We start from the raw sequence: 25116 nt of genomic DNA on the forward strand, positions 1-25116 counted from the left end.
CTTCGTAATTTCGATGAGATTCGACGCGAAAAATTTAATCGGTCATGTAGCGTCTACCTTTATGGTAGACAAACCGATTAAATTTCACGAGAATATCGCGATTTTAACCGCAAATTTTGAGAATATCTTTTGGCTCTTTAAATGAAATAGCCTTTTCCTGTAGATATTCCGTGGTCCCCCATTCCGCAATCCCATAACTTATCCCCGCGTCAATGGCGGCCATATGGTCGGTCACAGCATTGCCAATATAAATGGTCTCTGCCGGATTTAGTCTATGCTTTTTCATATACCAGACCAGCATGTCGCCAGAGGGTTTGGGATTAGCCACATGGTCCCTGCAGGCGTAGTCGTCAAAGTACTCGCCCAGACCATTGTGGGCCAGGGCGTACTCGCACTCGTCGATGTCGCGATTAGACGCCATTCCCATAAAATTAACTTTAGTTTTTATTTGGTCCAAGACCTCCTTCATGCCAGGAAAAAATTTCAAACTCCCACTCAAATCGTGGAAGTGCCTGTAAAGCTCGGCCATATTTTCATCATTGGTTTCTAGCCCTAAGGCCTTCAAAGTCTCCAACGAAGGATTGTGAAAGGCAAAGTCTCTCTCCTCCCCCTCCAAATGGCGACCAATTTTATCCATGGCCAGGCGGTCAAAAGCCTCTATAGTCTGCGAACGGGAATCCAAAAGAGTCCCGTCCACATCAAAAATAATATTTTTAAATTTCATTTAAAACTCAATCACAATCTGGTCTTTGCCGTGTTCCATCAAATTTAAAGTCGCGTCTTTGAAATAGAAAACAGCTGTGTCCTCGTCATCTGCAGCGTACTTGCCCTTGCAAAGTTCCACATTGTCGTCTACGAGTTTAGCACGCGCTTCGCGGCGGTCGTCCTCGATGAGCTCACCGTAAATCCTAAAATAGCCCTGACCAGTAGCCCTTGCAATAGCCACATAAGGATTGGCCTTGAGCTCAGAGTAAACATTCTTGTGCTTCTTGGTCACCAAATAAATCTTTCCTTCAAATTCTGTATGCACATCAAAAGGCCTTACATTTGGCTTGCCGTCAACGGATGTTGCAAGATAAAAAACATCAACGCTGCCCAAAACCTCTAAAACTTTTTTAATATTATCCATAATAAACCTCCTAAAATTCTTCTTCGGTGACAATAATCAAAAACAAAGCCACCACATTCATTCTACAACAAAAGGCAAGTAAAGTAAACAAAAAGCAGAGGCCGGGGCCTCCGCTTAATTTTTAATTTTATTTGCCCAAGGGCTTTTAAAGAAAATTCTCTTGCTCGAGAATTTTATCTAACCATAATGTCTGTAAATGCTGAACTTGAATACATATCGCCAGTAGTAACTTCATATTTGATTTCAAGAAGTCTAACGCCACTTACATTTAGATTTACATCAACTGGAAGTTGGCCAGAGATTATATCATAGGACTGAATAATAGTTCCATCTGCAATAAAATCAAAACGAATTGTACTTCCCTCTTGATCGGCACCCAATTTACCAGTTAGGTTTGTGTATTTTCCGTCAAGATTAAAATTAGTATGACCTTGCCTACCATAGTATGAATCATAATAAACGCCATTGGTGTACTCTTTGCCAGCTAATGATAGGGACTTCCTATCCTTTGTTTTGTAAACAGTGGCCCTTTTCATACTAAATGGATCCATAACATCTGTTAAATATTGACCAGTGCTTGGAGCTGGAGTATTGTTTTGATTATCTGCAACTGGAGCTGCTGAACCATCACCGATAAAAATAGTCTTGGTTGCGTCGTCCCATTGAACATTCTTGCCCAAAGCTTCTGCAAGAGCACGGACTGGGAGATAAGTAGTACCTTCATAAGCAAATGGCTCAATCTTGTTGCCAGCCATATCATTGCCCATAATGACTTCCTTGCCGTCAACCACAAGCTTGATGCCCATGTAGTCAACTGTGATGTTCTTTCTAAAACTTGCAGCAAAAATTGCTGATGAAAGCAAAAGAACGCCTACAAAAATAAATACTAAACGCTTTTTCATAATATAAATCCTCCTATATATTATTATATATAAATTTTACCACAAGAGTCATGTAAAGTAAATATGAAAATCCCAAGAGAGGGGAAATTATCTTTATACTCATTAAAGTGATTGGCAGTTTTTTATTCAAGCACTTGGCATTTTTACACAAACAAAAAGCCCACGAAAAGTGGGCTTTGGTTTGAAAATTAAATTGGCGTTTTATTTTACTAGCGCTTGGTACAATTTCTATTACTCTGCCCTATACTCTTCAGTAGCTTCTTTTATCATTCCATCATGCCAATCTAAAGTTTCTAACGGCATTTCATAATACTTATCAAAAACATCGTATAAATAACTATACGTTATTTTATTCTCAATGATTTTTTTAAGACTACTGGTGTCCATTGAAATTATTTTCATACCTGTAATTGTTTCATCGTCTCTAGTATAAGGAATTATTTTTCTATATCTAAAATCAGAAATTACATTTTTATCCAAGTATGTGCTTACAAATAAACTATAATCAAAAGGGTTGTTATATCTAATCCTATAATCCCCTAGGTGTCTAGAGACCGGCTCCATTTCCATTCTCCTTTGATTAGATCCATCAGATAAAGTTGCTTCAAGTAATAAGGCGTGCTTTGGATAAGACTCGCAGGCTTCGTATTCATAAATTATATCAGCATAACCGCCTGCAGCGTGCGTTTTTGGTAGCAAATTTGCCTCTAACGAAAGCTTCATAAAATCTAGTATATTTCCCTGTCTCTCGCTTACTTTATACCATATAATACCTAATACATACTCAAAAATTGTTGGTATTGTCGCCTCATCTGTTACAAGTTCTTCTATTCTTTTATCATCGCGTTTTTCAAAACATTGGAGTAATTCTATGAGTATAGAATCATTGAACTGCTTGTCAATTAGTTTATTAAATCTGCGATATCTTTCATCTTTTATAAAAGTTGCTGCTTGTTGTGGTGTTTTAATTGTAATACCTAGCTCTTTACTTAAAGCTTCATAGACCTTGCTCATATCCACCTTAAAGGCTTTAGATATAGTTTCTAGATTTACATTTTTCTTGAGGTTTTTATCCTTTTTAAAGGCTTCTTTGTACAAGTCATCAATAATTTCTTTGAAATAATATTTTGGAAGGATATCCAATTTAATTATACGGTCTTCAAATATTAAGGTATCTGTTATATTAAAATACCTTCTATTTAAGTCAAAATAGTCATTTAAAGTTGCCATAGCTTTGAAAACATGTAAGTACTCGAAAAAAACTTCCTTTAACTCTAATTCATTTTTACAATTTTTAAATGGACAGTCTTCTTTAATAGAGTTTATACCTTCATTCCTAATTTTCCTAATGCTTGTGGTTTCAAACAATAAGTTTCTCCATAAAGTCCCGGGATATTGATTTATCTTTTTAGCTGCTACTAGCAATGACTCGGCATCCTCTCCACCCTCAAGAAATATATTTCTTAGATTCCTATACAAATCATAATATTGCTTATCATATTTTCTGCTTTTACGATTCATTCCTATTAGGCATATAAGATTTTCATCTACTTCAGAGGATAGAAATTTTTCCCTAGCTAATTTGTAATTATCCATTTGCATTAATCTTTTATAGATTATTTCTTCAGGTAAAATCTTTCCTTTTCTATATGATTTTATGTCTGAAATAACCTGTCTTGTACTAGATCTATCATTAATCAACGGTATAAAATAGGTGAATTCCTCATAAGTTAAATATTCTAGCTCATTTAAGCATTTCAAAACTACAATGTATGGTCTCACTATATTACCATTTACATCTATACTTGTTTTAAGAAGTTGCTTAAGGTAAACAAAACTGTCATTACTAATATTAAATATATTAGTGTTTTCATAACTACCTTCGCTTGTAATTTGAAGTAATTCTCTTCCAGCCTCTGTGATTAATCTATTATCAGTAATTAAACCTATCTCAACTAGTCCCGAAGTTTTTTCTCTTGCATCCTTATCTTTTCTTTTTGCATCTCCTGTTAAAAAAGATCTGCTTTTCATAAAGTCATAGTATGATTTTTGTAACTCATTATTCCAGTTCCAGCTACCCTTGCTTGTTACTTCATTATAAAAATCATCAAGTAATAATAGCTGCTCTTCTATTTTTAAATTTAATTTTGCTGTCCTAAAACTAGTTGTACCTATAACCCAGCAAAAACTTTTATAAGGAAAACCTCTATTAGACATTATTCGCTCCTCCTATTAACGGGATAATTAGTAATTAATACTTCCTTAGAAATACTACTTTTATCTTTTCTCTGGTAATTGCTATTAGAATAGTTTTTATCCAAGTACGTAACTGTAAACCCTCTGCGTTTAATCCAGTTGTTTAATGACTCGTTTATTATATTTTTACTTTCCAAAACATTAGATAGAGCAAAAGAAAATCCTTTTTCATTCGCTTTATCTAAAAAATCATATAAGTCTAATTCATCTGTGTATTTCCACATTCCGTTTTCGTTATAAGTCGCATTTGTTATTAAATAAGGGGGATCACAATAAATAAATGTATCATCTTGGAGTTTATCCAATGATATTTCTCTAAAATCTTTATTTGTAAATTGTACATCCTTACTTTTTAATTCTTCTGAGAACAATATTAATTTGCTCCTCATTTTAGAATTAAAATCTCTTTTGCCAACTGGAAGATTGAAAAGACCTCTACTATTAAAACGAATCTGATTATTAAAAGAGAATACAATCAGTACATACAGCATAGAATAATCTATCTCTCCATTTAAAATCTTAGTATTGAAATCATCTCTAAGTCTTAAGAACTTTTCTTTGTTGTAATCTGCCAATCCTTTACCGCTATCACAATCGTAGTAAGCATATCCATATAATGAAGAATTTGAAAGCCCATACTCTTTTATTATATTATCTATTTTATTTAAGATCTTCTCTGTATCTGTTTCTTTGATATATTTTATTAAGTTTATAACTTTTTCATTTGAGTCATTAAGAATTACTTTTGAAGAAGATGAATTTATTCCAACGTTCCCTCCTCCACAAAATACATCTAGAAAAGTAGACTTATCAAGAAATAGAGGTTGTAACTGATTGAGCAACCTAAATTTTCCCCCTGTATAATTAAAAGGACATTGTATATTTAATTTTTTTCTATCCTTATCTTCTTTAGATACCTCACACAAGAACAGCCTCTCTTTATTATCTTTTATATCAGATTTACCTGTTGTAAAGCTCTTATAGTCTGATTCAAAAATAGAGACTTTTCCCTTATCCGACAAGATTCTCATAATATCCTCATCAGAAATTTTAGCATTTGATCTACTATCTCCCTTATCAGACATATTATTGTAGGATAGTAATATATATTTTGCTTCTGCGTTTTTAATAAGGTCTTCAAACGCTTCCGTTGCAGTAATCAAACTGTAGTCACTCTTAAGATTAGTTCTGTCCATTTTTCTTGCCACGCCATAAACTTCTGGTTTTTCCCATCTGGCGACATTTTCAAGTAAGTGATATAAGTCGCAGTATTGCCTTGAATTATATGGTGGATCTAAATAGAGCAAATCACATTTTATATCTTTTACTAGTTCGTTAGCATCTAGATTGTAGCAACTATTATTAGGATTCATATCTTTTTCTGGCAACAAAACATTTAATACTAAATCTTTGTCAAAGCTAGAATTTTTTCTATAAGCGTCATAGTGCCCAACTGTATTGGCTATTTTATCCATGGCATACAGAAGAGATGTAATCAAAATTGCATATTCTTTAAAGTTAATGTTACCCTTCTTAAATTTCCCTTCTATATCTTCTCTTATAAAACCAATTTTACTACAGTCATCCGCAGAGAAGAAAGTATCCGCAAAATTTTTGCGCATATAATTATCTTCGCTTGTTTTTATTTGATTGTATTTGTATATAATTGCAATTATTTTTTCAGATGAATAATCTTCAGGACCAAACCAAGCGTAATTTGAAATATAGTTGCTATAAAGCAAATCATTGGTTATTATCATTTTATCTTTAAAAGCATTTGCAACTGCACCAGTACCACTGAAAATATCAACAACAATATTTACACCGTTACAATTTTCATCAACAACACTCCTGATAAAATCAGAAAGTGAATGTTTATTCCCCAAATATCTTCTATTATTTATAAATGATTGCTTCAATCCTAATTCTGAAATCAGATTATCAGTAGAGCTAATACTTTCTTGATCTTCATCATCTAAAAAGTTGCTTATTGTTTTAACTGCACTTCTATTCCAAGTATATCTCCCAGTATCACTTTTAGGAATAGCAATATTGTTTTTATCTACCAACTTATATAAATATGACTTAGAAATTCCTAATTCTTCAACTACTTCGCTAACTTTTATATTTTCCATTTCAATTCCTCCCGCCACATTTTACTCTCTATAGTAGACATTATAGCAGATTTAATGCATTTTATCTATATTTTTTCACTAAAAAATGGATGCTAATAGCTTCTATATCTTTTCAAAATCCTATAAATGAATCCTCCGATTCGCTGTCTTGTTTTGTCCACATTTTAACCAAATCTGCATTCTCACTAGTTGGTGATTTATCTTTTGATAACTTTTCTACCTGAACAAGTAAGGGCATTTCAAAACTTGTTCCAGTAATAATGCACTGTCCAGGAGCTAATGATGGAATTTGACTTTTTGATAAAGAATCTAATGAATTTACAGAGTTAGCAATCATTTTTAGATCCTGTTCGTTAACTAATCTATGAATAAAATAATTATGCAACTGAGAAATTATAGTCGGGGAGATATCGTAGGGCCGTTGACTAGCAAGCGTAATAAAAAATCCAAATTTACGACCTTCTTTTATTATCTCTTCAAATACTTCTAATCTATAATCTTTCCACGACTCCTCTTCTCTTTTGGATTGAAAGGATAAAATGTTGTGTGCTTCATCTATAATTAAATGAACGGTATTATTAACTTCAGTATCATCCTCGATTTTTTTCTTGTGGTCATCATATAATTCTTTTGCTATCAATAATGGGATCATTTTTTTAGCCTCAGAATTACAACTTCTAAGAGAAATAATATTTATAGGATTCCAGTTATCTTCAGATGCAGAAAGGTCTATAGTTTTTTCTATAAACTTAGATTTTGTTTCAATCCTATGTATTAGCGGGCTAATATAATCAAAGTTGACCTTGCCATAAGACAAACAAAATATTAAATGACAATTTACAGCTATCTGTAGCTTCTTCGTTAAAGATAACTTGTCTATCTGAGAATTAACATCATGTATTTGCAATAAATTTTCAAATTGAATGCGTTGTTCCTGTATTTCATCCTTAGTCTTATTATTAATGTATACTGCCTCTTTCTTATCATCATTTTTATTAATATAATAATATGTATTTGAGCTTGAATGCCATAAGCAATCTAGCCATGAAACATCAATCTCTTCTAATGCCTCTGTTTTGTCATCGTGAACATCAATGCCAATTATCTCTATGCACTTGTTTAATAGCGAGAGACTTTCTTTATTATTATTCGCATTAAATACATTGTTATTATTCGCATTAAATACATTGGAAAAAGCTAAGCACATTCCATTAATAAGCTTTTCACTCGTTATATCATATTTTTCTTTATCCAAAAAGAAGTCAACTGCTCCTTTCAAGAAGGGTTTCTGTGTTTTTTCTGTAGCTGAGTATAATATTGATAATGTCTCTATATCCCAAAAAGATCTTGGCTTAAGCAATATTTTATCAAGTCCTTGGGCTTTGTCTGTAGATAATTTTATAATTTTTTTATTATTGCTAAAAATATTATCCTGTGTGTACTCTCCATTAAAGTCCAAAAATACAAAAATGCTTTTGTTGTTAAAGTTTTTAATAATTTCTGAACCTTCCTTTAAAAAAAGCTCTGAGTACAGTTTTGTCAATGTATTTGATTTTCCACTGCCTGTATTCCCAAATATGCCTATATGGGTATTAAAAATCTTATCCCAAGCTAAATTAACCTCTATATTGTTTGAAACATACGTTCCTATAGATAATGTATGCTTTGAAAGTACCGAATCTTTTTGTAATACCTGCTTAATTTCATTTTCTGTTAATAATACAACTTCATTGTATATCATTGGAAATCTTTGAATCCCAAAACTGAATTTTTTGTCATAAAAATTACCAATTAAATGAACTTCTAAATGCCTTTCAAACCTATTTTGCATGTACTCTTGTTTGCTTGGATCTTTAATAATATCTTCTAAAAATTCTTTCTCAACCCTTGCAACTATTTTGTTAGACCCTCTAATTATGCCTACATAGCTACCAATAGAAATTCCATCATACATCTCTCCATCAAAATGAAAAGACTCTAGATTGGACTGATCGTTCATTAAAACATCTATTTTTAATCCATCTACCTTAATTACATTTCCTACAACATAATTATTTTTCATCGCTATCACCTAATAGAGATATAAGATAATTAAAATCTCCCTTTTTTGTCTTTGAAAATTCAGAGGGTAGATAGGTTATATTTTTATATCCACTAAACTTACTCTTTATTTTTTCTTGCCCTCCTTTAGAATGAGAAATAAAGTAAACTTGCAACTCAGGGTTTGAAAGAGATCTTTCAAAAATTTCTTTTAAATGCTCATCTGCAAAAGAGAATCCAAATACAATAAGAACCGCCTGTTTTTTCTCCAACTCATAGCTAAACGATCGAATTAATTGGTAATAATGTTGCTCTAAAACAGTCTGAGCAAATTTATATTTATCAGGGTTTATTATATTTAAACTTTTGTATTCTGTATAAAAATTTTGTAATTTTCCCTCATTTACACCTAATTTACTAACTTCTTCATTAAAGTTTCAATGAATTTATCAATTTCTGATGATTTATCGAAGCAATTATTAATTATATTTTTAATTTGCTTGATATCACAATTTACATTATTTGCCGCTTCATCAATCAACTTAATATTGTCATTATTGCTATGTAAAACAGCTATTCTATCTTTATCAAGCTCCCAAGATAATGATCCATGTAATTTAAATAGGTTAATGGTTGGTACCTCTCTTCTAAAGTTGTCGTTATAACCACTATGAGTAACATTCAAATAATAATTTGAACTGTTAATGTACTTTTTGTTTATCCCCCTTGAGCCATCATTAAAATATACCAACGGATTATTGAATAAAAATTTATCAAAGGTCCTCTCGAACATTAAATCATAGTTAGTGGTAAAAATATTTATTCTCTTAGGTTTTTCATTGCTTTCACTAATTAAATAATCAAATAACCTTTCTATAAAACGTTCATAATTTTCAGGTACATCTCCAGTTTCTTCTTTGAATTCCTCTTCTGGAATCAACATCTTATAAATCCAATTTTTAAAATAATATAAGTACATCAAATTTTTAGCTGTTTCAGTGATATTCTGATTTGTAACAATATCTTCAAATGATGGTAAGTTTTTTCCAAGTGATAGAGTTTTATACATTGGATCACTAGCCCCAGATCCAATTAGAAAATTTATGCTTTTTCCTCTTATTTGTTTATCAAACTTTTGCTTATCCATACTATACTCCTCTCTATTAAGGCTTAATGTATACTTCCTTCTTTTCCTATATTTATTAGATTTATATCTTGTTCTTCTACTTTTGTTATTAAAATTAGTTGAAATCTTCATCTGTTATTTTTCCTTTCAGAAAATTAAATTTATACTCTTTCTTTCATTATATCACAGTCCTTTTATATTTCCCACAGATATATCCGTATCTCAATCTTAAGCCAGTCGTCTTGCCACTCTTTGGAGGTGATTTTGCCGTAGAGGTTTTTGCCGGCATCCATGAGGCGGGCGAAGACTATGTTGTCGGCGCGGGGGACGTAGCCGATTTTTTGGTAGCCGGTGGTTTCGATCCGGATGGCTTGGGGGTCGTGGGGGTTGGTTGGTTCCCGGTAAAAATTGACCTTGTCGCCGATTTTAAGGAGGGGCTCTATGGATTTAATTTTTTCGATGTGGGTTGTCCCTGCCACGTGGGTGTCGAACAAATATATTTCCCTTTCAAAGGGCTTGGGCATGTCAAGGCCTCCAGCGTGGGCGGATATGAGGGCGAGTTTTTCTATGTCGTCAATTTTTGCTAGGTCTTTATCTGTCATCGGTCTCCTCCAATAGTTTTTTTATAATTTCCTCAAGTGTGTCTATGGTGTCTTTAAAAGATTTTTGGGCTTCTTTGAGTTCAGCGATTTTCTCTGCTTTTTTGATTGGGTCGTCTAAGATTTCTTTCCAAATGTAGGGGGTGGTCGTTTTAATTTGTTGAATTTTTTCCTTGACGGCGTCAATGCTATTAAGAAGCCTATATCTTTGTTCGGCCATTTCTTCCATGGTGGATTTGATCTCGACCTCGGCGTCTGCATCTACGACTTCGGCCAAGACTTGCATTAGGCTTAAATTGCCGTCCTTGTAGGCTTGGACGACCTTGTGGAAGAGTTCGATCTTGTCTGGGCTTTGGTCGGGGTGAAGGTCGGGGTGGAGTTTTTTGATGAGTTTTCTGTAGAGGCTTTTGATTTCCCTGGTCTCTTCTGTGGTCAGGACTTCTTTTTCCAATTCTCCTGCGGCCTTGGTGATTTCCTCTGCCCGGTCGTCAAGGCGTTTTTGATATTCTGCAAACTCTTTGTCAAGGTCGGTGTCGATCATTTTGAGGTCGATTTTTTCGTGACGGTATTTGTGAAAGCGTATTCTCTCGGCCTTGCGTTTGAGGCGGAGATACTGGCAATAATCTTTGTAGACCAGGTATTCCAAGGTCCCAATCTCTAGCATATACTTGGTTTTTATGTTCTTGCAGATGATGTATTTGAGTTCATCGTATTTAAAAATCGTTTCCGTCAAGGTGTTTTTTAATTCTTGGATTTCGTTTTTTAAATTTTCATATTCTTGGGATAGTTCAATATTTGCCATGATAGTCCTTTCTATGTATTTTTTCGATGTTTTTCTTCTTTCCTTTATTATACCACATTGTTTTATATTTTTAAGGTCATTTTTACACTTGTTGATATTTTTCCCTGTTTTCTCTATAATTATATTAATATATTAATATTTTAGGAGGTATGTATGAAAAAGTTTATCCTACTTTTATCTTTTCTTATGGTTTTTGCCACTGTTTTGAATGCTGGACCAGAGGAAAAGGTTGAGATTGTCGATGCCGTGATGAATTCACCTAAGCTTAGTCTTGATGGCCAAGCTGTAAAGGTAAATGGCTATGTGATTAAGGGCAGCAATTATTTTAGGATCAGGGACATTGCAGCTATTGTTTCTTCTACCGATAGAAAGTTTGACGTGGGCTTTGACAAAGACCAAAATATGGTTTCCATTGAGCTAGGCAAGGCTTACAGCGGATCCAAGGACTTGTTTACACCAAAGAATTCCAAGGCCAAGGGTGAGTCCAGAGAAACTACCTGCCTGGTTGACAACCACCAGTATTCTTTTAAATCTGTTTTAATCGATGGCAATAACTATGTTAAACTCCGCGATTTAGGAGATCTTGTTGGTTTTTCTGTTGACTATGATAAGTACAAGGGCGAAGTTGTCATCAAAACCATTTTTAAGGACCATGTCGAAACAGAGGAATACAATGAATATGATGATGTAAAAAAACTAGGTCCTGTAAGTGTTGAAGCGGTAAAAAAATTAAATAATTCAGTAGTCGGCGACTATAAACTTGAGGTCGAAAGCAAGGATGATGGAATTAAATTCTATGTAAATCACGATGGAAAGAGGGAAAGGTTTTACCTTAATAGATACTATTACAAGGAGAGAAGTTCTATATTATATGGTGAACCAGAAAGGAAAAAAGAACTTAGCTTCTATGAAAATTCTAGAAATACTATCAAATTTTTAGAAGAATTAAATGAAAATTTGGATAAGGCTGGTAGGGAAAATTTAAAAGTAGAGTTACCAGTTTACAATTATATATATTTTATAGATAAAAATGATTTTGAAGAGAATTTATCAATTGATATAGGTATCTTGCCTGGTGGCATGTATGGGGTTTCTGAAAATGGAATCAAGCTTCCTCTAGCCTTTGGCTTCTATAATCGTATTGGTGCTGCAGCAGATAAACTACGCGCAGATGGTGTTACAAAAGATAATGAGGGAGGCATTATCATTGATGGAAAAACAATCCCTCTTGGACACATTTTCCCTTATAGCATCAAGGAAAATGGAGAGACGAAGAAGTTTAGCAATGATCTTTTGCTGGATTTTGATAGAGATACCCGATTGCTGGTAATCGATTATGTAATTTCTGGTGTCAATGGTAAAATCCTTGTCTATTATGTAGATTAAAATTTATTAAAATTGGTTAAATGGTCGATTAATTTCGACCATTTTTATTTGTAAAATAAATAAAAAAATTGGCCATTTACATGGCCTTTTACATCAAAAAATTAATGGCTTGGGGGAGGATTTCAAAATCGATCTCCCTAGTCTTACATACATCGCCGTCGTAGTTGAGATAGGTGTCTTGGCCCAGGCTTTTGATTTTGCCGGACTTTACCTCATAAGTAGATACGCATTTCATGTTGAGATGCCTGCCTTTTTTGTACCTCATCATAAGGAGGGCGACTTTTAAATAGGATAAAGTTTCGACCAGGGTGAGGTCGATGATCCCGTCCCTGATGTCGGCCAATGGCGCTGGCTTGAAGCCTCCGCCATAATAGGATCCGTTGGCAAGTGTCAAGAGCAAATATTCTCCTTGGCCAGAAATTTTTCTCCCGTCGACAAGGTCCAACTCATAGGAAAGTGGGAAGACCCGGTCGTTTTTTAGTGACTGAAGGGCACCCACAAGGTAGGACATGCCCTTGTACTTGCGGACGTTATTGACATTGTTTACAACCCTGTAGACTGCGGCGGCGTCAAAGCCGATTGATCCAATGTTTATGGAATAGCGGTCGTTCATCTTGATTATGTCGATCTTGGTCTTCTGGGCATTTTTAATTTCAGCTAGAACTTGGTCGACAGTCTTGCCTTCGTGGACGGTCCGGCAAAAGTCGTTACCAGTACCGCATGGGAGGACGCCCATGTATGAATCCGTCCCCACCAGGGCCGAGGCGACTTCGTTGATGGTGCCGTCTCCTCCGCAGGCGTAGATGGCTATATCAGGTCCATATTTTGCCGCCTGGTCCTTGGCGATATCAAAAGGCTGGCCAGCGTAGGTCGTGTAAATAATCTCATAGTCCTCGCCTGCCATGGCCGCTTGAATTTTATTTTCATCCGGCAAATTTTTTCCACCTGCCGCCTTGGTTGACATTATAAATAAATATTTCATCAAAATATTCTCCTAATTAATTCTTTCATATCCTCTGGCATTTCTGCAAAGACGTCGACCTCACGCCCGCCCGCATTGGTCCTTAATCTAAATGAATGCAAGGCTTGGCGGTACATGCCGTCAATCCCCACCCCGTACATCATGTCGCCCAAAATTTGTATACCTAAACTCATCAAGTGGACGCGAATTTGGTGGGTCCGGCCGGTTTTTATCTGGGCCTTGATAATAGAATAAGGCCCTTTATTGTAAAGGGGCGTAAAAATGCTGTGGGCCTCTTGGCCCTCGCCTTCGGCCGCGATTATCCGCCTGGTCCCGATTTCCTCGTGGCGGCCAATAGGCAGGTCGACCAGAGTTTTTTCGTAGAGGTTGCCCTTGCAAATGGCTATATATTCTTTGACCGTCGTGTCCTTGTGGATTTTCGAATAAAGGCCCTGGGCCAGGTCCGACTTGGCGATTAAAATTATCCCCGAAGTGTCCAAGTCCAAGCGATTTATAAAGCGGACTTGCTGGCGGATGCCAAGCTTATAAAAAGTGTTCTTTGCATAGTCACGAAAGGTTATCCCGTCGAAATTTTTGGTCTCGTGGGTTAAAATCCCAGCCGGCTTATTCATGGCGACAATGAGATCGTCCTCAAATAAAATTTCCCCCTCGGGCGCGCCCGGCGTGTAAGGTTGGTCGGACGCGTCAAATTCGTCATCTATGTGAAAAGTAATGGTCGATCCTGCATAGACGGGCGATTTGCCGTGGATGATTTCCCCGTCCACAAAAATTTTGTCCTGGTAAAAGTACTTGCGATAATTCCTGTGGGAAATGGACAGGTCCATAAGGGCATGGTTGAGATTGTAAGCGTCTTTTGAAACTTTAAAGTTAAGAATCTGCATTTGTGTCCTTAAAAATTTCCATAGTTCTGTCGTATGATTCTTGGAGGCGGCCTTTTATAAAGTCGTCAACGCCCTTGATCTCGCCATTTAATCCTGCCTCGCAAGGATAAATTGTAAAGGACAGGGGCTTATTTATCCTGTGGACCCAGGTCGGGTGATAGGTTACTGTGTCCGCGTAGATACGATCGCCGGCTGCTTTTATTTGGAGCTCGACAATGACCCCGTCTTCGCCGTAGGGTGAACCGCCCATGTACTCTCGCCTTTGATTTGACAAGAAGTTGCCCATGGAATAAATGCAATAGGTCTGGAAGCCCTCGTGGTCTATAAATTCCGCCGGCTCGATGACGTGTGGGTGAGAGCCCAGAATTATGTCGACCCCGTTTTCTGCAAAAAATTTGGCCCAGTACTTTTGATAGTCGTCGGCCGTCCGCCTGTACTCTGTTCCCCAGTGGACGATGACAATTGTCCCTTGGGCATTTTCCTTGGCGTAGGCAATGTCTTTCAAAACCTTGTCTTCGTTCAAGGTGTTTATCATATATTCCTTGCCCTCAATGTAGCGGTCAAGACCGTTGAGGCCATAAGTGTAATTTAAAAATGCTATGTCCCTGCCCTCGATATTTACGATTGTTGGCAAGTTGGACTCTGGGTCCTTGTAAGTGCCCACGTGGGCCAACTGGTAAAAATCTGCGGTTTCAATCGTACGAACAACTCCTGCCAGGCCCCCGTCAAGGGAGTGGTTGTTGGCCAGGGCCACCATGTCAAAGCCCACGAATTTTATAGCATTCATGGCATTGTGGGGGGTCCTAAAGGCCGGATAGCCGGAGAAATTGGCATCGGCTATTGTGCTTTCAAAGTTGGCAAGAGCGTAGCCCTTGGAAAGAAGTGGTCGCAGATAGCGGAAGGTATTCATAAAAGAATAAGTCCCGTCGCCTTGTCTGGCCGCGTCCAATTGGGGGGAGTGGAACATAATGTCCCCTGCCACCATGAGGGTGGCCTGGTAATCCTCATTTGCAATTTCATTTTTTATTTTCTTTTCTATTGCCTCTGAATTTGAATTTAAAATTTCTTTTTCTTTTTCATCTTCGCTTGACTTAGAACTTGAATTTAAATTTGCATTTTCTTCTTTCTTTGAGCTTGACTCTAAATCTAAGTTTATATCCGTATTTTTATTTTCCTTTGAACTTGCCTCCACTTCTTCGGCAAGCTGGGCCTTGTCCTTAGCCTTGTCCCCTGGCTTGCAGGAAACAAAGACCAGGGCCATTATTAATAAAAGTATAAGTCTAAACTGTCTCTTCATCTACATAATCTCCTTTTAAAACGCTGAGGCCCAGGACCAAAATTCCCGCCGCCAAAAGTATATCTCCAATGGACACGACCTTGGGGAAAGGATAGGGCCGCATAAATGGAATGATATCTGCCAAAAATTTAAAATTAGTGGTCTGGTCCATTATAAAATGGTGGAAGCTGGCTCCACTTTCTGTCAGCTGGTAGGCCTCGGGGCTTGCAATGAGCTTATAATATTCTCCGCTTATGGGCATCCGCATGCCGTTTAATAACATGACAATAAAGTTTAGAAGGCTCCCAATAAAGACCAATAAAATACCCCTATAATCTCTGTTGAAATACAAAAAGGCGAAGAGTAGTGTCTGGCTCATGAGGGAGAAAAACCTCAGGCCGCCAAAATCCATGCCGATTTTAATACACAAAAACACTATCACCTTTATCCCAATAAAGGCCGCCAAAAATCCCCAGGCCCGCTCGGGCAGGCTGGACAAATTTTCAAATGAATAGCGTTTGTATATTGCGATTACAAACAGAATTATAAGGGTCTCTGCAATCATTTTATTTTTCCTTTAATTTTTTAATTATATTTTTCCCGGCAATCCTCCCAGATTGGTAGGCCAAGATAACGGTAGCCGCGCCAGTGACCGCATCTCCGCCCGCGTAGATCCGTGGGTTTGAGGTCTGCAGGTTTTCGTCAACGACTATGAGCCCGTCCTTGGTTTTTATATTTTCCTTTTCATAGTCGATTAGTTTATTGGGCTTAGTTCCAATGGCTATAATTACCAAATCTGCAGGTCGTCTGACTTCCTCGCCGTCCTTGGTAAAGATGATTTCATTTTCGCCAATGGCCTTTGGACTGTAGCCAAAGTGCATGTTAACGCCCTCTTCAATGGCGTGGTCGATTTCCTCGACGCGAGCTGACATGTCCTCGTAAGCCCGCCTATAATACAGGTCGACCGAATCGTAATAACGTCTGGCCACCCTGCTGGCGTCCATGGCCACATTGCCGCCGCCAATTACAGCCACGGATTTCCCCAGTGGCATAGGCGTCCGATAATTTTCGTCGTTGGCCCTTAATAAATTGACCCGGGTTAAAAATTCGTTGGCGGTTAAGACATTGTTGGCCTCTTCGCCAGGTATGCCCATGAGATTTGGAAGTCCTGCACCGCTCGCTATAAATACATAATCGTGGATGGCCAAGAGCTCGTCAAAGCTCATGGTCTTGCCTACAATTACTCCCTTGTGAACTTCCATGCCAGATGCGACTAAATTTTCGATTTCTTCATTTACAATTTCTGCTGGCAGGCGGAATTCAGGAATCCCGTAGACCAAAACGCCGCCCAACTTATCAAAGGCCTCATAGACTACGGGCTTGATGTCTGCGCGAATTAAATCTGCAGCCAAGGCCATGGCGGCTGGACCTGAGCCCACAATGCCGACAGAACCTATAAAATTATGCTTAGATGCTTGAGTTTTGCCCCGCATTTTGTCGCCGACATAGCGTTCCAGCTTGCCGATGTTTACGGGCTTGGCTAATTTATTGTAGATGCACAGGCTTTCGCACTGGGTTTCCTGTGGGCAAACACGCCCAGTTACACAGGGGAAAGCGTGTGAGCTTTGAATGGTTTTATAAGCCGACTCGATGTCGCCAGATTTAACTTCCATTATAAATTTTGGAATGTAGATGCCAACTGGGCAGCCCTTGACGCACTTTGGGTCCTTGCAATTTGCACAGCGTTCTGCTTCAACGACCGCCTCTTCATCGGTAAATCCCAAGTTGACCTCATTGAAGTCCTGGATCCTCTCATCAGCTGGTCGGTCGGCTGGATTTATCCGGTCGCGCTTGGACGCTTTTAAATTTTTTTGCATTTCTAGATCTACCATCTCTTTAGCCTCCTTAGGGCGTCGTCCCAGTCCACTTCCTCGCCCCTAAATTCTGGGCCGTCAACGCAGGCAAATTTGGCCTTGCCCTCGACAAGGCACCTGCAAGATCCACACATGCCTGTCCCGTCAACCATAATTGGATTTAAGGAGACAATTATAGGTATGGATAATTTTTTTGCAGTCAGGGTCGCAAACTTCATCATAATCATAGGGCCAATGGCGACAATGCGGGTGAAGTCCGCCCCCTTGTCAACCAAGTCCACCAAGGCATCTGTGATAAGGCCGTTAAAGCCCTTGGACCCGTCATCAGTTGCTATGTGTAAATTGGCGACTGCTGCCAATTTGTCTTCGTATATAAGTAAGGATTCGTTTCTGGCGGCCAGGATTACGTCGGCCTTGACCCCGTGGTCGTGCAAAAATTTTGCTTGCGGATAAACTGGGGCCGCGCCAACGCCAGCTGCCAAAAATACAACGCGTTCTTTTTTTAAGTCTTCCTCGTCCATAAGGGCAAGGTCAGATGGATTGCCCAGAGGTCCGCAGACGTGATAAAGTTCATCTGCAGTCACCAAATCGCGAGTGGAATCGCCCACCTCCATGACCACAATCGTAAGCTCGCCAGTCTCCAGATCGGCGTCGGCAATGGTCAAGGGGATCCGCTCGGACTTTTCGTCGGTTTGGACTATTAAAAATTGCCCGGGCTTGGCGTTTTTAACCAGGGCCGGGTCGGTGAATTTAATTTGGTAAATATTTTCTGCTAATTTTTCTCTTGAATTAATTTTCATTTATTATCTCCAATGATTTTGCAATAATTTCTGATATATCGTGAGCCCTCATAACCATGCAGGCCTTGGCTGGTCGGTCGCAGACCAAGCAATGTCGCTGTGGCAGATCCAGAGCCTGCCTATCCACCATGGTTTTTCCGTAAACGTCTATGTCTATAAGGGAACCAGCTTCCAAGTCTACAGCCGCTTTTTTTACTGCGACTGGATCTGCATCCCCTAAGTCATAGATGGCCCTGTATCCAGTCTGGTCCTTGATTTCTTTAATAAGTTTAAAATTTTTATCGTAAATTTTTTGGTATTTTTCGTAAAAGCCTAAAAATTTTTCATTTGTCTTTATCCAGCCGGGAAAAACCAGGGACAAAATAATTTTGTTCTCGTAACCTATAGAACCGACCTCTTCTTTGGTGGCTAGGATTTGCTTTTTAAGGTTTTCCGAATAAGATTTTTCATAGGTCAAAAAAGTCTGGATAAAAAAAGAATTTATAAGTATATCAGCCGCTCCGCCTGGAGACAGGCTATTTTTTTCTATTATATCTCGGAGTTCGCGTCTGGCCTCTTGGGATTTCAAAGATTTTTTGGCCAGGTCTTGGACTTGGGCTAGCAAGTCTTCTCCGCCCCTCCGCAAAATATTGGTATCCATGAGTTTTGAAATAATAAAATACAGGCGGTCGGATTTTTTATAGGCCAGGCTATCAAAAGTTATCTGATAGGCGGAGGTCACCTCGGCCCGGGCCCCGACTTTCTTTTCTTTCAAAAGAAAATTTAATTTTAAATCCTCCAGCTCTTTGGAGATTTCCACCTGATAATTATTTTTATCAATAAATAAGCCCCGAGATTTTATCCGCCCGGTCAAGTAGACGAGGATCCCTAGCTGAAAGATGGCCCCCATGTGGGTGTTCACTCCCCCGGTTGCTCTAAACATTTGGCGTTCCGCCCTTTGACCTAAGTTTCTAACCTTAAAAAAAGGCTCTTTAAAGAAGCCCAGAGAAAAGGCTTGTTCAAAATAAGTTTCCAGGCTCCGAATCCCCCGTCGCATCAAAAAATAATCCATATCTCTATGGGATCCGTTTGATACAGGTGTGACCAGGCCCGGTTTATCAATCATATCAAGCTCTTGGACCATGGCCCTGAGGGCCAGGGAAGAAATTTTTTTCTGGTACATTATTTCTTGGCCTTGGCCTTTTTTTCTACAGTCCCATTTTTAATGGCTGATTTTTGTAGCTCTTTGATAACGCGTTTTTCTATCCGGGAAACCGTCATCTGCGAAATGCCAAGCTCTTCGGCAATGGCAATTTGCGTTTTGCGGTTGATAAATCTTTCGATAATAATGGTTCTTTCGATTTCGTTTAAATTTTCCAGCTCCCGCTTGATAAAATCTAAGTTTTCTATCCTGTCATAGGTTGGGTCGTCGTCCCCAATGACATCGGACAAAAAGAGTTCGCTGCCATCGTCATTTGATTCGATGGAAATATCCAAACTACCAGGTGTGTAGACCTTAGATGCCTCCATGACCTCGATTACCTCTTCTTCAGACAAATCCAAAAAGTCCGCTATATCCTTGGCCGTTGGCGCCTCGCCCATAACTTGGCTGAGGTGGATTTTGGCATTGGAAATTTTTTTGGACTGCTCTTGGATCCGGCGGGGAACTTTTATAGTCCAGCCCTTGTCCCTAAAGTGCCTCTTGATTTCGCCCATAATTGTCGGGGTTGCATAAGAGGTAAAGGCGTAGCCCTTGGATGGCTCAAAGCGGTCCACCGCAAGGATCAATCCAATGCAGGCTACCTGGTAGATATCGTCAAAGTCAATGCCCCGGTTTACATACTTTCGGGCCAGGATATCGCACAGGTACATGTTTTTTTCAATCAGTTGGTCGCGAATGGCAGGATCTCCGGTCTTATGAAATTCTTCAAACAGTTTATTTAATTCTTCTTTGCTGGGTTTCTTGTCGACCGTAGACTTTGTCATCTATGCCCCCCTTTTAAATTTAACGCAAACGGAGTCCTCTTGGATTTCCAGTTCGTCGCAGAGGGCTTCCATAATTTTTATAGATAAATCGTCCTTTTGGTCTTCTTCAACTAAGGAGAAGATGGACAGGTATTGATCGCAAAGTCTAATATGGGTGACAAATTTTTCAAAGTCGTCTTTGATGGCCATGACAAGCATCTCACTTACAACTAGCTTGATGTCTTCCATGGTGTCCACATCAAAACCAGCCCGGCTGGCTATACCTGAGGCCAAAAGCCTCAGGCTAGTCGTGTATTCTGCCTTGGCAGGTAATTCTAATTTAATATCTTCGCAGCTCATTTTATATCAAACACCTCTTCAAGTTCTGTTATAACAAAGATTTTTTTGATCTTTGGGTCCACATTGACAATCCTTAGCTTGTAGCCGTCATCGTTTAAGACTTTTTGGATGGAGATAAGGACACCCAAACCAGTGGAGTCCATAAAGCTTACGTGTGAAAAGTCCAGCACTATATCGGACTTGGATTTTTCGTATTCATCTAAAACTCTAACGCGGACATCTTGGGCGTTAAAGATATCTAATTCGCCATCAATATAAATTGTCCCGTCTTTTTTAAATATATTCATTATTCCTCCGTTTGAATTGCTGAAACAATTGTTTCATCGACTAGGTCCATGAGTTTGACCCCTGATGTGGCCCTGCCTGTTTCCCTGATGCCATCCGCATCAATCCTGATGATTGTGCCGTTTGATGAGATGAGGAGCAGGTCTTTACTTTCATATATTACAAGGCTGGTTGCCACGTCGCCTGTCTTCTTGGTGACCTTGTAGGTTATAAGTCCCTTGCCGCCGCGGCTTTGGCACTTGTACTCTTCGATTGAAGTGGCCTTGCCGTAACCCTTTTCACTGATTGAGAGGAGTTTGGCGTTTTGCATAACTGGATCAGATGAAACAACTACGTCGTCCTTGTCCAGGCTAATTAATTTTACCCCACGGGCAGTTCTGCCTGATGGGCGGATGTCGTTTGCCTTAATCCTGATGGCCTTGCCCTTCTTGGTCGTTGTAATAATTTCTTCGTGGTCATCGGTTAGGTAGACGCTAATGAGTTCGTCGCCTTCGTTTAAACCGATTGCAACAATGCCGGTCGACCTGATATTTGCAAAGAGGTCACGCTCTGTTCTCTTTATTATACCGCCCTTGGTAACAAAGGTAATGTATTCCTTGGTTTCGTTTTTCTTGACCGGTAAGATTGCGGAGATTTTTTCGTCGCCAGAGATTTGCAAGAGGTTAACAATCGCAGTTCCCTTGGCTGTCCTGCCTGCTTCTGGAATTTCAAAGGCCCGGAGTGAAAATACCCTGCCCTTATCTGTGAAGAAAAATACCTTGTCGTGGGTTGTCAGCGTATAGATGTCGTTTGGCTCGTCTTCACGGGCTGTGGACATGCCGCGAACGCCCTTGCCACCGCGTCTTTGAGTCTTGTAGGCGGATTCGTTTACCCTCTTGATGTAGCCGCGGTCTGAAATGGTAATTACCACTGACTCGTCAGCTATCAGGCTTTCGATATCGATGTCGCCTTCGTCTAAGACGATTTCTGAACGTCTTTCGTCTCCGTATTTGTCGCGGATTTCGGTCAGCTCTTCTTTAATAATTTCTAAAAGCAATCTTTCATTTGAAAGAATTTCTTTAAATCTGGCAATTCTCTTAATCAAATCTTCGTATTCGGCTTGGAGCTTGTCTTTTTCAAGTCCTGTTAACCTGCGTAATTGCATAGCAAGGATTGCGTTGGCTTGGATTTCTGTAAGTCCAAAGCCTGCCATCAACCTGTCTCTGGCCTCTGCGTCGTCCTTGGATGAACGAATGGTCTTGATAATTTCATCGATCCTATCAAGGGCAATGAGTAAACCTTCGACTATGTGGGCCCTGGCTTCAGCTTTGGCCAAATCAAAACGGGTCCTCCTGGTTACAATTTCCTTTTGGTGTTCAAGGTAATAATATAAAAGTTCCTTGAGCGACAGGGTTTTTGGTTCCCCATTTACAAGGGCCAGGTTGATTACACCAAAGGTGGTTTGCAGCTGGGTCCTCTTGTAGAGTTGGTTTAAGATGACCTTTGGATTGGCGTCGCGTCTTAGCTCGATAACAATCCTCATGCCCTCTCTGTCCGACTCGTCTCTAATATCTGTAATGCCGTCGATCTCCTTGGTCTTAACAAGGTCGGCAATCTTAATAATCAAATTGGATTTATTTACTTGGTAAGGAATTTCCCTAACGACAATCCTGTTTCTGCCCTTGGAAGTGGTTTCAATTTCAGCCTTGGCGCGTAAAGTAATAAGGCCGCGTCCAGTCTTGTAGGCTTTTTTGATGCCAGCAGTTCCAACAATGTTGGCCCCTGTTGGGAAGTCAGGTCCCTTGATATATTTCATCAGGTCCTTGTAATCGCAATCGGGATTATCCATGAGATGGAAGAGGCCGTTAATAACCTCTACCAAATTGTGGGGAGCCATGTTGGTTGACATACCAACAGCTATACCCGAAGATCCGTTTACCAAGAGATTTGGAAAGCGTGAAGGGAGAACATTTGGCTCTTGCAAGCTCTCGTCAAAGTTTGGAGAAAAATCAACAGTTTCCTTGTCGATGTCCCTTAGCATTTCCTCAGCCAGCTTAGACATCCTGGCCTCTGTATAACGCATGGCCGCAGCCCCGTCCCCGTCCACAGAACCAAAGTTACCGTGGCCGTCTACCAATGTGTACCTGGTGTTGAAGTCTTGGGCCAGCCTTACCATGGCGTCATAAACAGCCGTGTCTGAGTGAGGGTGGTACTTACCTAATACGTCCCCAACCGTACGAGCACACTTTCTGTAAGGTTTGGATGAAGTATTGCCCAGGTCGTACATGGAGTACAAAATCCTCCTGTGAACTGGCTTCAACCCGTCCCTAACATCTGGCAGTGCCCTTGAAACGATAACTGACATGGAGTAATCCAGGTAAGACTTTTTCATTTCCTTTTCTATTTTTACATCTACTATATTATCTGGTCTCATAATTCACCTATATATCCAAGTTTGAAACGTACTTAGCGTTTTCTTCTATAAATTCTCTTCTCGGTGCTACCTTGTCACCCATAAGCATGGTAAAGATCTCGTCGCTCTTGTTCATATCTTCGATATTAACGCGGAGGAGAACTCTCTTTTCAGGATCCATGGTAGTTTCCCAAAGTTGGTCGTAGTTCATTTCCCCAAGACCCTTGTACCTTTGGATATTGATACCGTCGCGGCCAATTTCATCCAAAAATTCACTGAGCTCATCGTCAGAGTAGCAATATTTTAAGGTCTTGCCCTTGGTTACCTTGTATAGAGGCGGTTGGGCAATGTAGACATGGCCCTCTTCGATAAGAGGCGTCATGTACCTAAAGAAGAATGTAAGGAGCAAAGTTCTGATGTGGGCGCCGTCGACGTCAGCATCCGTCATGATAATGATCTTGCCGTATCTGAGCTTTTCCAAATCAAAATCTTCGCCAATACCCGTGCCAAAGGCTGTGATCATGGCCTTGATTTCTTCGTAGCCCAAAATCCTATCTAGCCTTGCCTTCTCGACGTTCATAATCTTACCCCTTAGAGGCAGGATTGCTTGGAAGTGCTTGTCACGGCCTTGTCTAGCTGAACCACCAGCTGAGTCCCCTTCGACGATGAAGACTTCTGTAATTCCATTGTCGTTGGATTGGCAGTCTGAAAGTTTACCAGGTAATGTTGCTGAATCCAGGATAGACCTGGACCTGGAGATTTCTCTAGCCTTTCTGGCGGCCTCTCTGGCGCGTTGTGATTTAATTGCCTTGTCGATAATGGCCTTGGCAATCTTTGGATTTTCTTCAAAGTAAGCTGTTAGGCAGTCGCCCATAACAGAGTTTACAATGGAAGAAGTCTCTGAGTTACCAAGTTTTGCCTTGGTTTGCCCCTCGAATTGTGGCTGGGCCAGCTTAACTGAAATAACTGCAGTTATCCCTTCACGAACGTCATCACCTGAAAGGTTGGAGTCTTTTTCTTTTAAAATATTAAATTTACGACCGTAGTCGTTAATAGTCCTGGTTAAAGCCGTCCTAAAGCCTGATAAGTGGCTACCACCTTCTGGTGTGTGGATGTTGTTAGCAAAGGTCACCACATTTTCACTGTAGGCATCTGTATATTGGATGGCAAATTCAACTTCTTGGCCATCTCTTTCTTCATCAAAGTAAATTATTTCCTTAAAAATAGGAGTCTTGGACCTATTTAAATACTCGACCATCTCTTGGATACCGCCGTCGTACTTAAAGACCTTGTCCTTTTCTTGGCCTGGGCGTTTGTCAGCCAGCTCAATCCTAACTGATTTGTTTAGGAAGGCCATTTCCCTTAGCCTGTCTTCTAGGGTATCGAAATCAAAAATAACTGTATCAAAAATTTCTGCATCTGGCATAAAGGAAATAGTTGTACCTGTGCCTTCAGCCTTGCCCACAATTTCCAGCTCGCTAATGGCCTTGCCGCGGGCAAAATTTTGCTGGTAGATATTGCCATTTCTCTTGACAGTGGCCACCAACCATTCACTAAGGGCGTTTACAACTGAAACCCCAACCCCGTGGAGACCGCCCGAAACCTTGTAGGCATCGTTATTAAATTTACCACCTGCGTGCAAGATTGTAAGTACTGTTTCAACTGTTGACTTGCCTGTCTTTGGGTGGGTGTCTACTGGAATACCGCTACCATTGTCCTCAATAGTGGCAGATCCGTCTTCGTTAATTGTCACGCTAATGGTATCGCAAACGCCAGCTAGGGCCTCGTCGATTGAGTTGTCCACAACTTCGTAAATCAAGTGGTGGAGACCTCTTTCAGATGTGGAACCAATATACATACCAGGCCTTAGACGAACTGGTTCTAAGCCCTCCAAAACCTGGATATTAGAAGCTCCATACTCTCTCTTTTTATTTTCCATAAATACCT

General features: G+C 39.4%; 23 protein-coding genes. 1 reads left to right on the plus strand and 22 read right to left on the minus strand.

All coding sequences use genetic code 11. From position 1 onward, the window contains the following. Positions 1–103 precede the first annotated feature (103 nt). From AC6FXG_RS07170 to AC6FXG_RS07215, 10 genes are all read right to left on the minus strand, one after another. Entirely contained in the window at positions 104–724 is a 621-nt protein-coding gene (locus AC6FXG_RS07170; protein WP_500572140.1) for an HAD family hydrolase, read from the minus strand. Next, positions 725–1129 carry a pyridoxamine 5'-phosphate oxidase family protein gene (locus tag AC6FXG_RS07175; RefSeq protein WP_500572141.1) on the minus strand — a complete coding sequence of 135 codons (405 nt, stop codon included), beginning with the start codon at positions 1127–1129 and terminating at the stop codon, positions 725–727. Between the two features lie 173 nt (positions 1130–1302). Next, positions 1303–2031: a stalk domain-containing protein gene (locus tag AC6FXG_RS07180; protein ID WP_500572142.1), complete on the minus strand. Its 729-nt coding sequence runs from the start codon at positions 2029–2031 to the stop codon at positions 1303–1305. Between the two features lie 231 nt (positions 2032–2262). Continuing rightward, a complete protein-coding gene (locus tag AC6FXG_RS07185; protein WP_500572143.1) occupies positions 2263–4248 on the minus strand; it encodes an AlwI family type II restriction endonuclease in 1986 nt (661 codons plus the stop codon). Beyond that, positions 4248–6422 (minus strand): Dam family site-specific DNA-(adenine-N6)-methyltransferase, encoded by a 2175-nt coding sequence (locus tag AC6FXG_RS07190; RefSeq protein WP_500572144.1) that lies wholly within the window; start codon positions 6420–6422, stop codon positions 4248–4250. Before AC6FXG_RS07190 ends, AC6FXG_RS07185 begins: the two co-directional genes overlap by 1 nt. 112 nt (positions 6423–6534) lie before the next feature. Then, the gene (locus tag AC6FXG_RS07195; RefSeq protein WP_500572145.1) at positions 6535–8484 is read right to left on the minus strand and encodes an ATP-binding protein; all 1950 of its coding nucleotides are present in this window, start codon (positions 8482–8484) and stop codon (positions 6535–6537) included. Beyond that, positions 8474–8818 (minus strand): hypothetical protein, encoded by a 345-nt coding sequence (locus AC6FXG_RS07200; protein WP_500572209.1) that lies wholly within the window; start codon positions 8816–8818, stop codon positions 8474–8476. Before AC6FXG_RS07200 ends, AC6FXG_RS07195 begins: the two co-directional genes overlap by 11 nt. A gap of 53 nt (positions 8819–8871) precedes the next feature. Continuing rightward, a complete protein-coding gene (locus AC6FXG_RS07205; protein WP_500572146.1) occupies positions 8872–9609 on the minus strand; it encodes a hypothetical protein in 738 nt (245 codons plus the stop codon). 173 nt (positions 9610–9782) lie between these two features. Then, positions 9783–10190, minus strand: a complete 408-nt coding sequence (locus AC6FXG_RS07210; protein WP_500572147.1) for an HIRAN domain-containing protein — start codon at positions 10188–10190, stop codon at positions 9783–9785. After that, positions 10180–10989, minus strand: coding sequence for a DnaJ domain-containing protein (locus tag AC6FXG_RS07215; RefSeq protein WP_500572148.1), 810 nt, complete (start codon positions 10987–10989; stop codon positions 10180–10182). Before AC6FXG_RS07215 ends, AC6FXG_RS07210 begins: the two co-directional genes overlap by 11 nt. A 153-nt stretch (positions 10990–11142) precedes the next feature. Here AC6FXG_RS07215 and AC6FXG_RS07220 point away from each other — a divergent pair, with 153 nt between their 5' ends. Continuing rightward, positions 11143–12375: a hypothetical protein gene (locus tag AC6FXG_RS07220; RefSeq protein WP_500572149.1), complete on the plus strand. Its 1233-nt coding sequence runs from the start codon at positions 11143–11145 to the stop codon at positions 12373–12375. A gap of 88 nt (positions 12376–12463) precedes the next feature. On the opposite strand, the gene AC6FXG_RS07225 is transcribed toward AC6FXG_RS07220, so the two are convergent. The 12 genes from AC6FXG_RS07225 to gyrB are packed head-to-tail and all read right to left on the minus strand — an operon-like array spanning position 12464 to position 25108. Further along, a complete protein-coding gene (locus AC6FXG_RS07225; protein WP_500572150.1) occupies positions 12464–13357 on the minus strand; it encodes a diacylglycerol/lipid kinase family protein in 894 nt (297 codons plus the stop codon). Next, complete coding sequence (locus AC6FXG_RS07230) at positions 13357–14238, minus strand: RluA family pseudouridine synthase (RefSeq protein ID WP_500572151.1); 882 nt, start codon at positions 14236–14238, stop codon at positions 13357–13359. Before AC6FXG_RS07230 ends, AC6FXG_RS07225 begins: the two co-directional genes overlap by 1 nt. After that, positions 14225–15535, minus strand: a complete 1311-nt coding sequence (locus tag AC6FXG_RS07235; protein WP_500572152.1) for a CapA family protein — start codon at positions 15533–15535, stop codon at positions 14225–14227. The genes AC6FXG_RS07230 and AC6FXG_RS07235 overlap by 14 nt, the downstream gene beginning before the upstream one ends. Next, positions 15519–16079: a DUF5317 domain-containing protein gene (locus AC6FXG_RS07240; protein WP_500572153.1), complete on the minus strand. Its 561-nt coding sequence runs from the start codon at positions 16077–16079 to the stop codon at positions 15519–15521. The genes AC6FXG_RS07235 and AC6FXG_RS07240 overlap by 17 nt, the downstream gene beginning before the upstream one ends. A gap of 1 nt (position 16080) precedes the next feature. Then, entirely contained in the window at positions 16081–17406 is a 1326-nt protein-coding gene (locus AC6FXG_RS07245) for an NAD(P)-dependent oxidoreductase (RefSeq protein WP_500572154.1), read from the minus strand. Beyond that, a complete protein-coding gene (locus AC6FXG_RS07250) occupies positions 17400–18188 on the minus strand; it encodes a sulfide/dihydroorotate dehydrogenase-like FAD/NAD-binding protein (RefSeq protein ID WP_500572155.1) in 789 nt (262 codons plus the stop codon). Before AC6FXG_RS07250 ends, AC6FXG_RS07245 begins: the two co-directional genes overlap by 7 nt. Beyond that, positions 18178–19350: a triphosphoribosyl-dephospho-CoA synthase gene (locus AC6FXG_RS07255; protein WP_500572156.1), complete on the minus strand. Its 1173-nt coding sequence runs from the start codon at positions 19348–19350 to the stop codon at positions 18178–18180. Before AC6FXG_RS07255 ends, AC6FXG_RS07250 begins: the two co-directional genes overlap by 11 nt. Beyond that, positions 19350–20153, minus strand: a complete 804-nt coding sequence (locus tag AC6FXG_RS07260) for a SigB/SigF/SigG family RNA polymerase sigma factor (protein WP_075574365.1) — start codon at positions 20151–20153, stop codon at positions 19350–19352. Before AC6FXG_RS07260 ends, AC6FXG_RS07255 begins: the two co-directional genes overlap by 1 nt. Further along, positions 20154–20492, minus strand: coding sequence for an ATP-binding protein (locus AC6FXG_RS07265; RefSeq protein ID WP_500572157.1), 339 nt, complete (start codon positions 20490–20492; stop codon positions 20154–20156). Beyond that, positions 20489–20779 (minus strand): STAS domain-containing protein, encoded by a 291-nt coding sequence (locus tag AC6FXG_RS07270; protein ID WP_075574363.1) that lies wholly within the window; start codon positions 20777–20779, stop codon positions 20489–20491. The genes AC6FXG_RS07265 and AC6FXG_RS07270 overlap by 4 nt, the downstream gene beginning before the upstream one ends. Beyond that, a complete protein-coding gene (gene gyrA / locus AC6FXG_RS07275; RefSeq protein ID WP_500572158.1) occupies positions 20779–23190 on the minus strand; it encodes a DNA gyrase subunit A in 2412 nt (803 codons plus the stop codon). Before gyrA ends, AC6FXG_RS07270 begins: the two co-directional genes overlap by 1 nt. A 7-nt stretch (positions 23191–23197) precedes the next feature. After that, entirely contained in the window at positions 23198–25108 is a 1911-nt protein-coding gene (gene gyrB, locus AC6FXG_RS07280; protein ID WP_075574361.1) for a DNA topoisomerase (ATP-hydrolyzing) subunit B, read from the minus strand. Between the last annotated feature and the right edge of the window lie 8 nt (positions 25109–25116).

This window comes from Ezakiella massiliensis (genome assembly GCF_059862345.1).

Coding starts and splice junctions, on each gene's coding strand:
- AC6FXG_RS07260 (WP_075574365.1), bottom strand. CDS start 20,153: ATGACAAAGTCTACGGTCGACAAGAAACCCAGCAAAGAAGAATTAAAT.
- AC6FXG_RS07270 (WP_075574363.1), bottom strand. CDS start 20,779: ATGAATATATTTAAAAAAGACGGGACAATTTATATTGATGGCGAATTA.
- AC6FXG_RS07175 (WP_500572141.1), bottom strand. CDS start 1,129: ATGGATAATATTAAAAAAGTTTTAGAGGTTTTGGGCAGCGTTGATGTT.
- AC6FXG_RS07195 (WP_500572145.1), bottom strand. CDS start 8,484: ATGAAAAATAATTATGTTGTAGGAAATGTAATTAAGGTAGATGGATTA.
- gyrB (WP_075574361.1), bottom strand. CDS start 25,108: ATGGAAAATAAAAAGAGAGAGTATGGAGCTTCTAATATCCAGGTTTTG.
- AC6FXG_RS07180 (WP_500572142.1), bottom strand. CDS start 2,031: ATGAAAAAGCGTTTAGTATTTATTTTTGTAGGCGTTCTTTTGCTTTCA.
- AC6FXG_RS07250 (WP_500572155.1), bottom strand. CDS start 18,188: ATGAAAATTAATTCAAGAGAAAAATTAGCAGAAAATATTTACCAAATT.
- AC6FXG_RS07230 (WP_500572151.1), bottom strand. CDS start 14,238: ATGCAGATTCTTAACTTTAAAGTTTCAAAAGACGCTTACAATCTCAAC.
- AC6FXG_RS07220 (WP_500572149.1), top strand. CDS start 11,143: ATGAAAAAGTTTATCCTACTTTTATCTTTTCTTATGGTTTTTGCCACT.
- AC6FXG_RS07245 (WP_500572154.1), bottom strand. CDS start 17,406: ATGGTAGATCTAGAAATGCAAAAAAATTTAAAAGCGTCCAAGCGCGAC.
- AC6FXG_RS07185 (WP_500572143.1), bottom strand. CDS start 4,248: ATGTCTAATAGAGGTTTTCCTTATAAAAGTTTTTGCTGGGTTATAGGT.
- AC6FXG_RS07215 (WP_500572148.1), bottom strand. CDS start 10,989: ATGGCAAATATTGAACTATCCCAAGAATATGAAAATTTAAAAAACGAA.
- AC6FXG_RS07190 (WP_500572144.1), bottom strand. CDS start 6,422: ATGGAAAATATAAAAGTTAGCGAAGTAGTTGAAGAATTAGGAATTTCT.
- AC6FXG_RS07205 (WP_500572146.1), bottom strand. CDS start 9,609: ATGGATAAGCAAAAGTTTGATAAACAAATAAGAGGAAAAAGCATAAAT.
- AC6FXG_RS07265 (WP_500572157.1), bottom strand. CDS start 20,492: ATGAGCTGCGAAGATATTAAATTAGAATTACCTGCCAAGGCAGAATAC.
- AC6FXG_RS07235 (WP_500572152.1), bottom strand. CDS start 15,535: ATGAAGAGACAGTTTAGACTTATACTTTTATTAATAATGGCCCTGGTC.
- AC6FXG_RS07210 (WP_500572147.1), bottom strand. CDS start 10,190: ATGACAGATAAAGACCTAGCAAAAATTGACGACATAGAAAAACTCGCC.
- AC6FXG_RS07225 (WP_500572150.1), bottom strand. CDS start 13,357: ATGAAATATTTATTTATAATGTCAACCAAGGCGGCAGGTGGAAAAAAT.
- gyrA (WP_500572158.1), bottom strand. CDS start 23,190: ATGAGACCAGATAATATAGTAGATGTAAAAATAGAAAAGGAAATGAAA.
- AC6FXG_RS07255 (WP_500572156.1), bottom strand. CDS start 19,350: ATGTACCAGAAAAAAATTTCTTCCCTGGCCCTCAGGGCCATGGTCCAA.
- AC6FXG_RS07240 (WP_500572153.1), bottom strand. CDS start 16,079: ATGATTGCAGAGACCCTTATAATTCTGTTTGTAATCGCAATATACAAA.
- AC6FXG_RS07170 (WP_500572140.1), bottom strand. CDS start 724: ATGAAATTTAAAAATATTATTTTTGATGTGGACGGGACTCTTTTGGAT.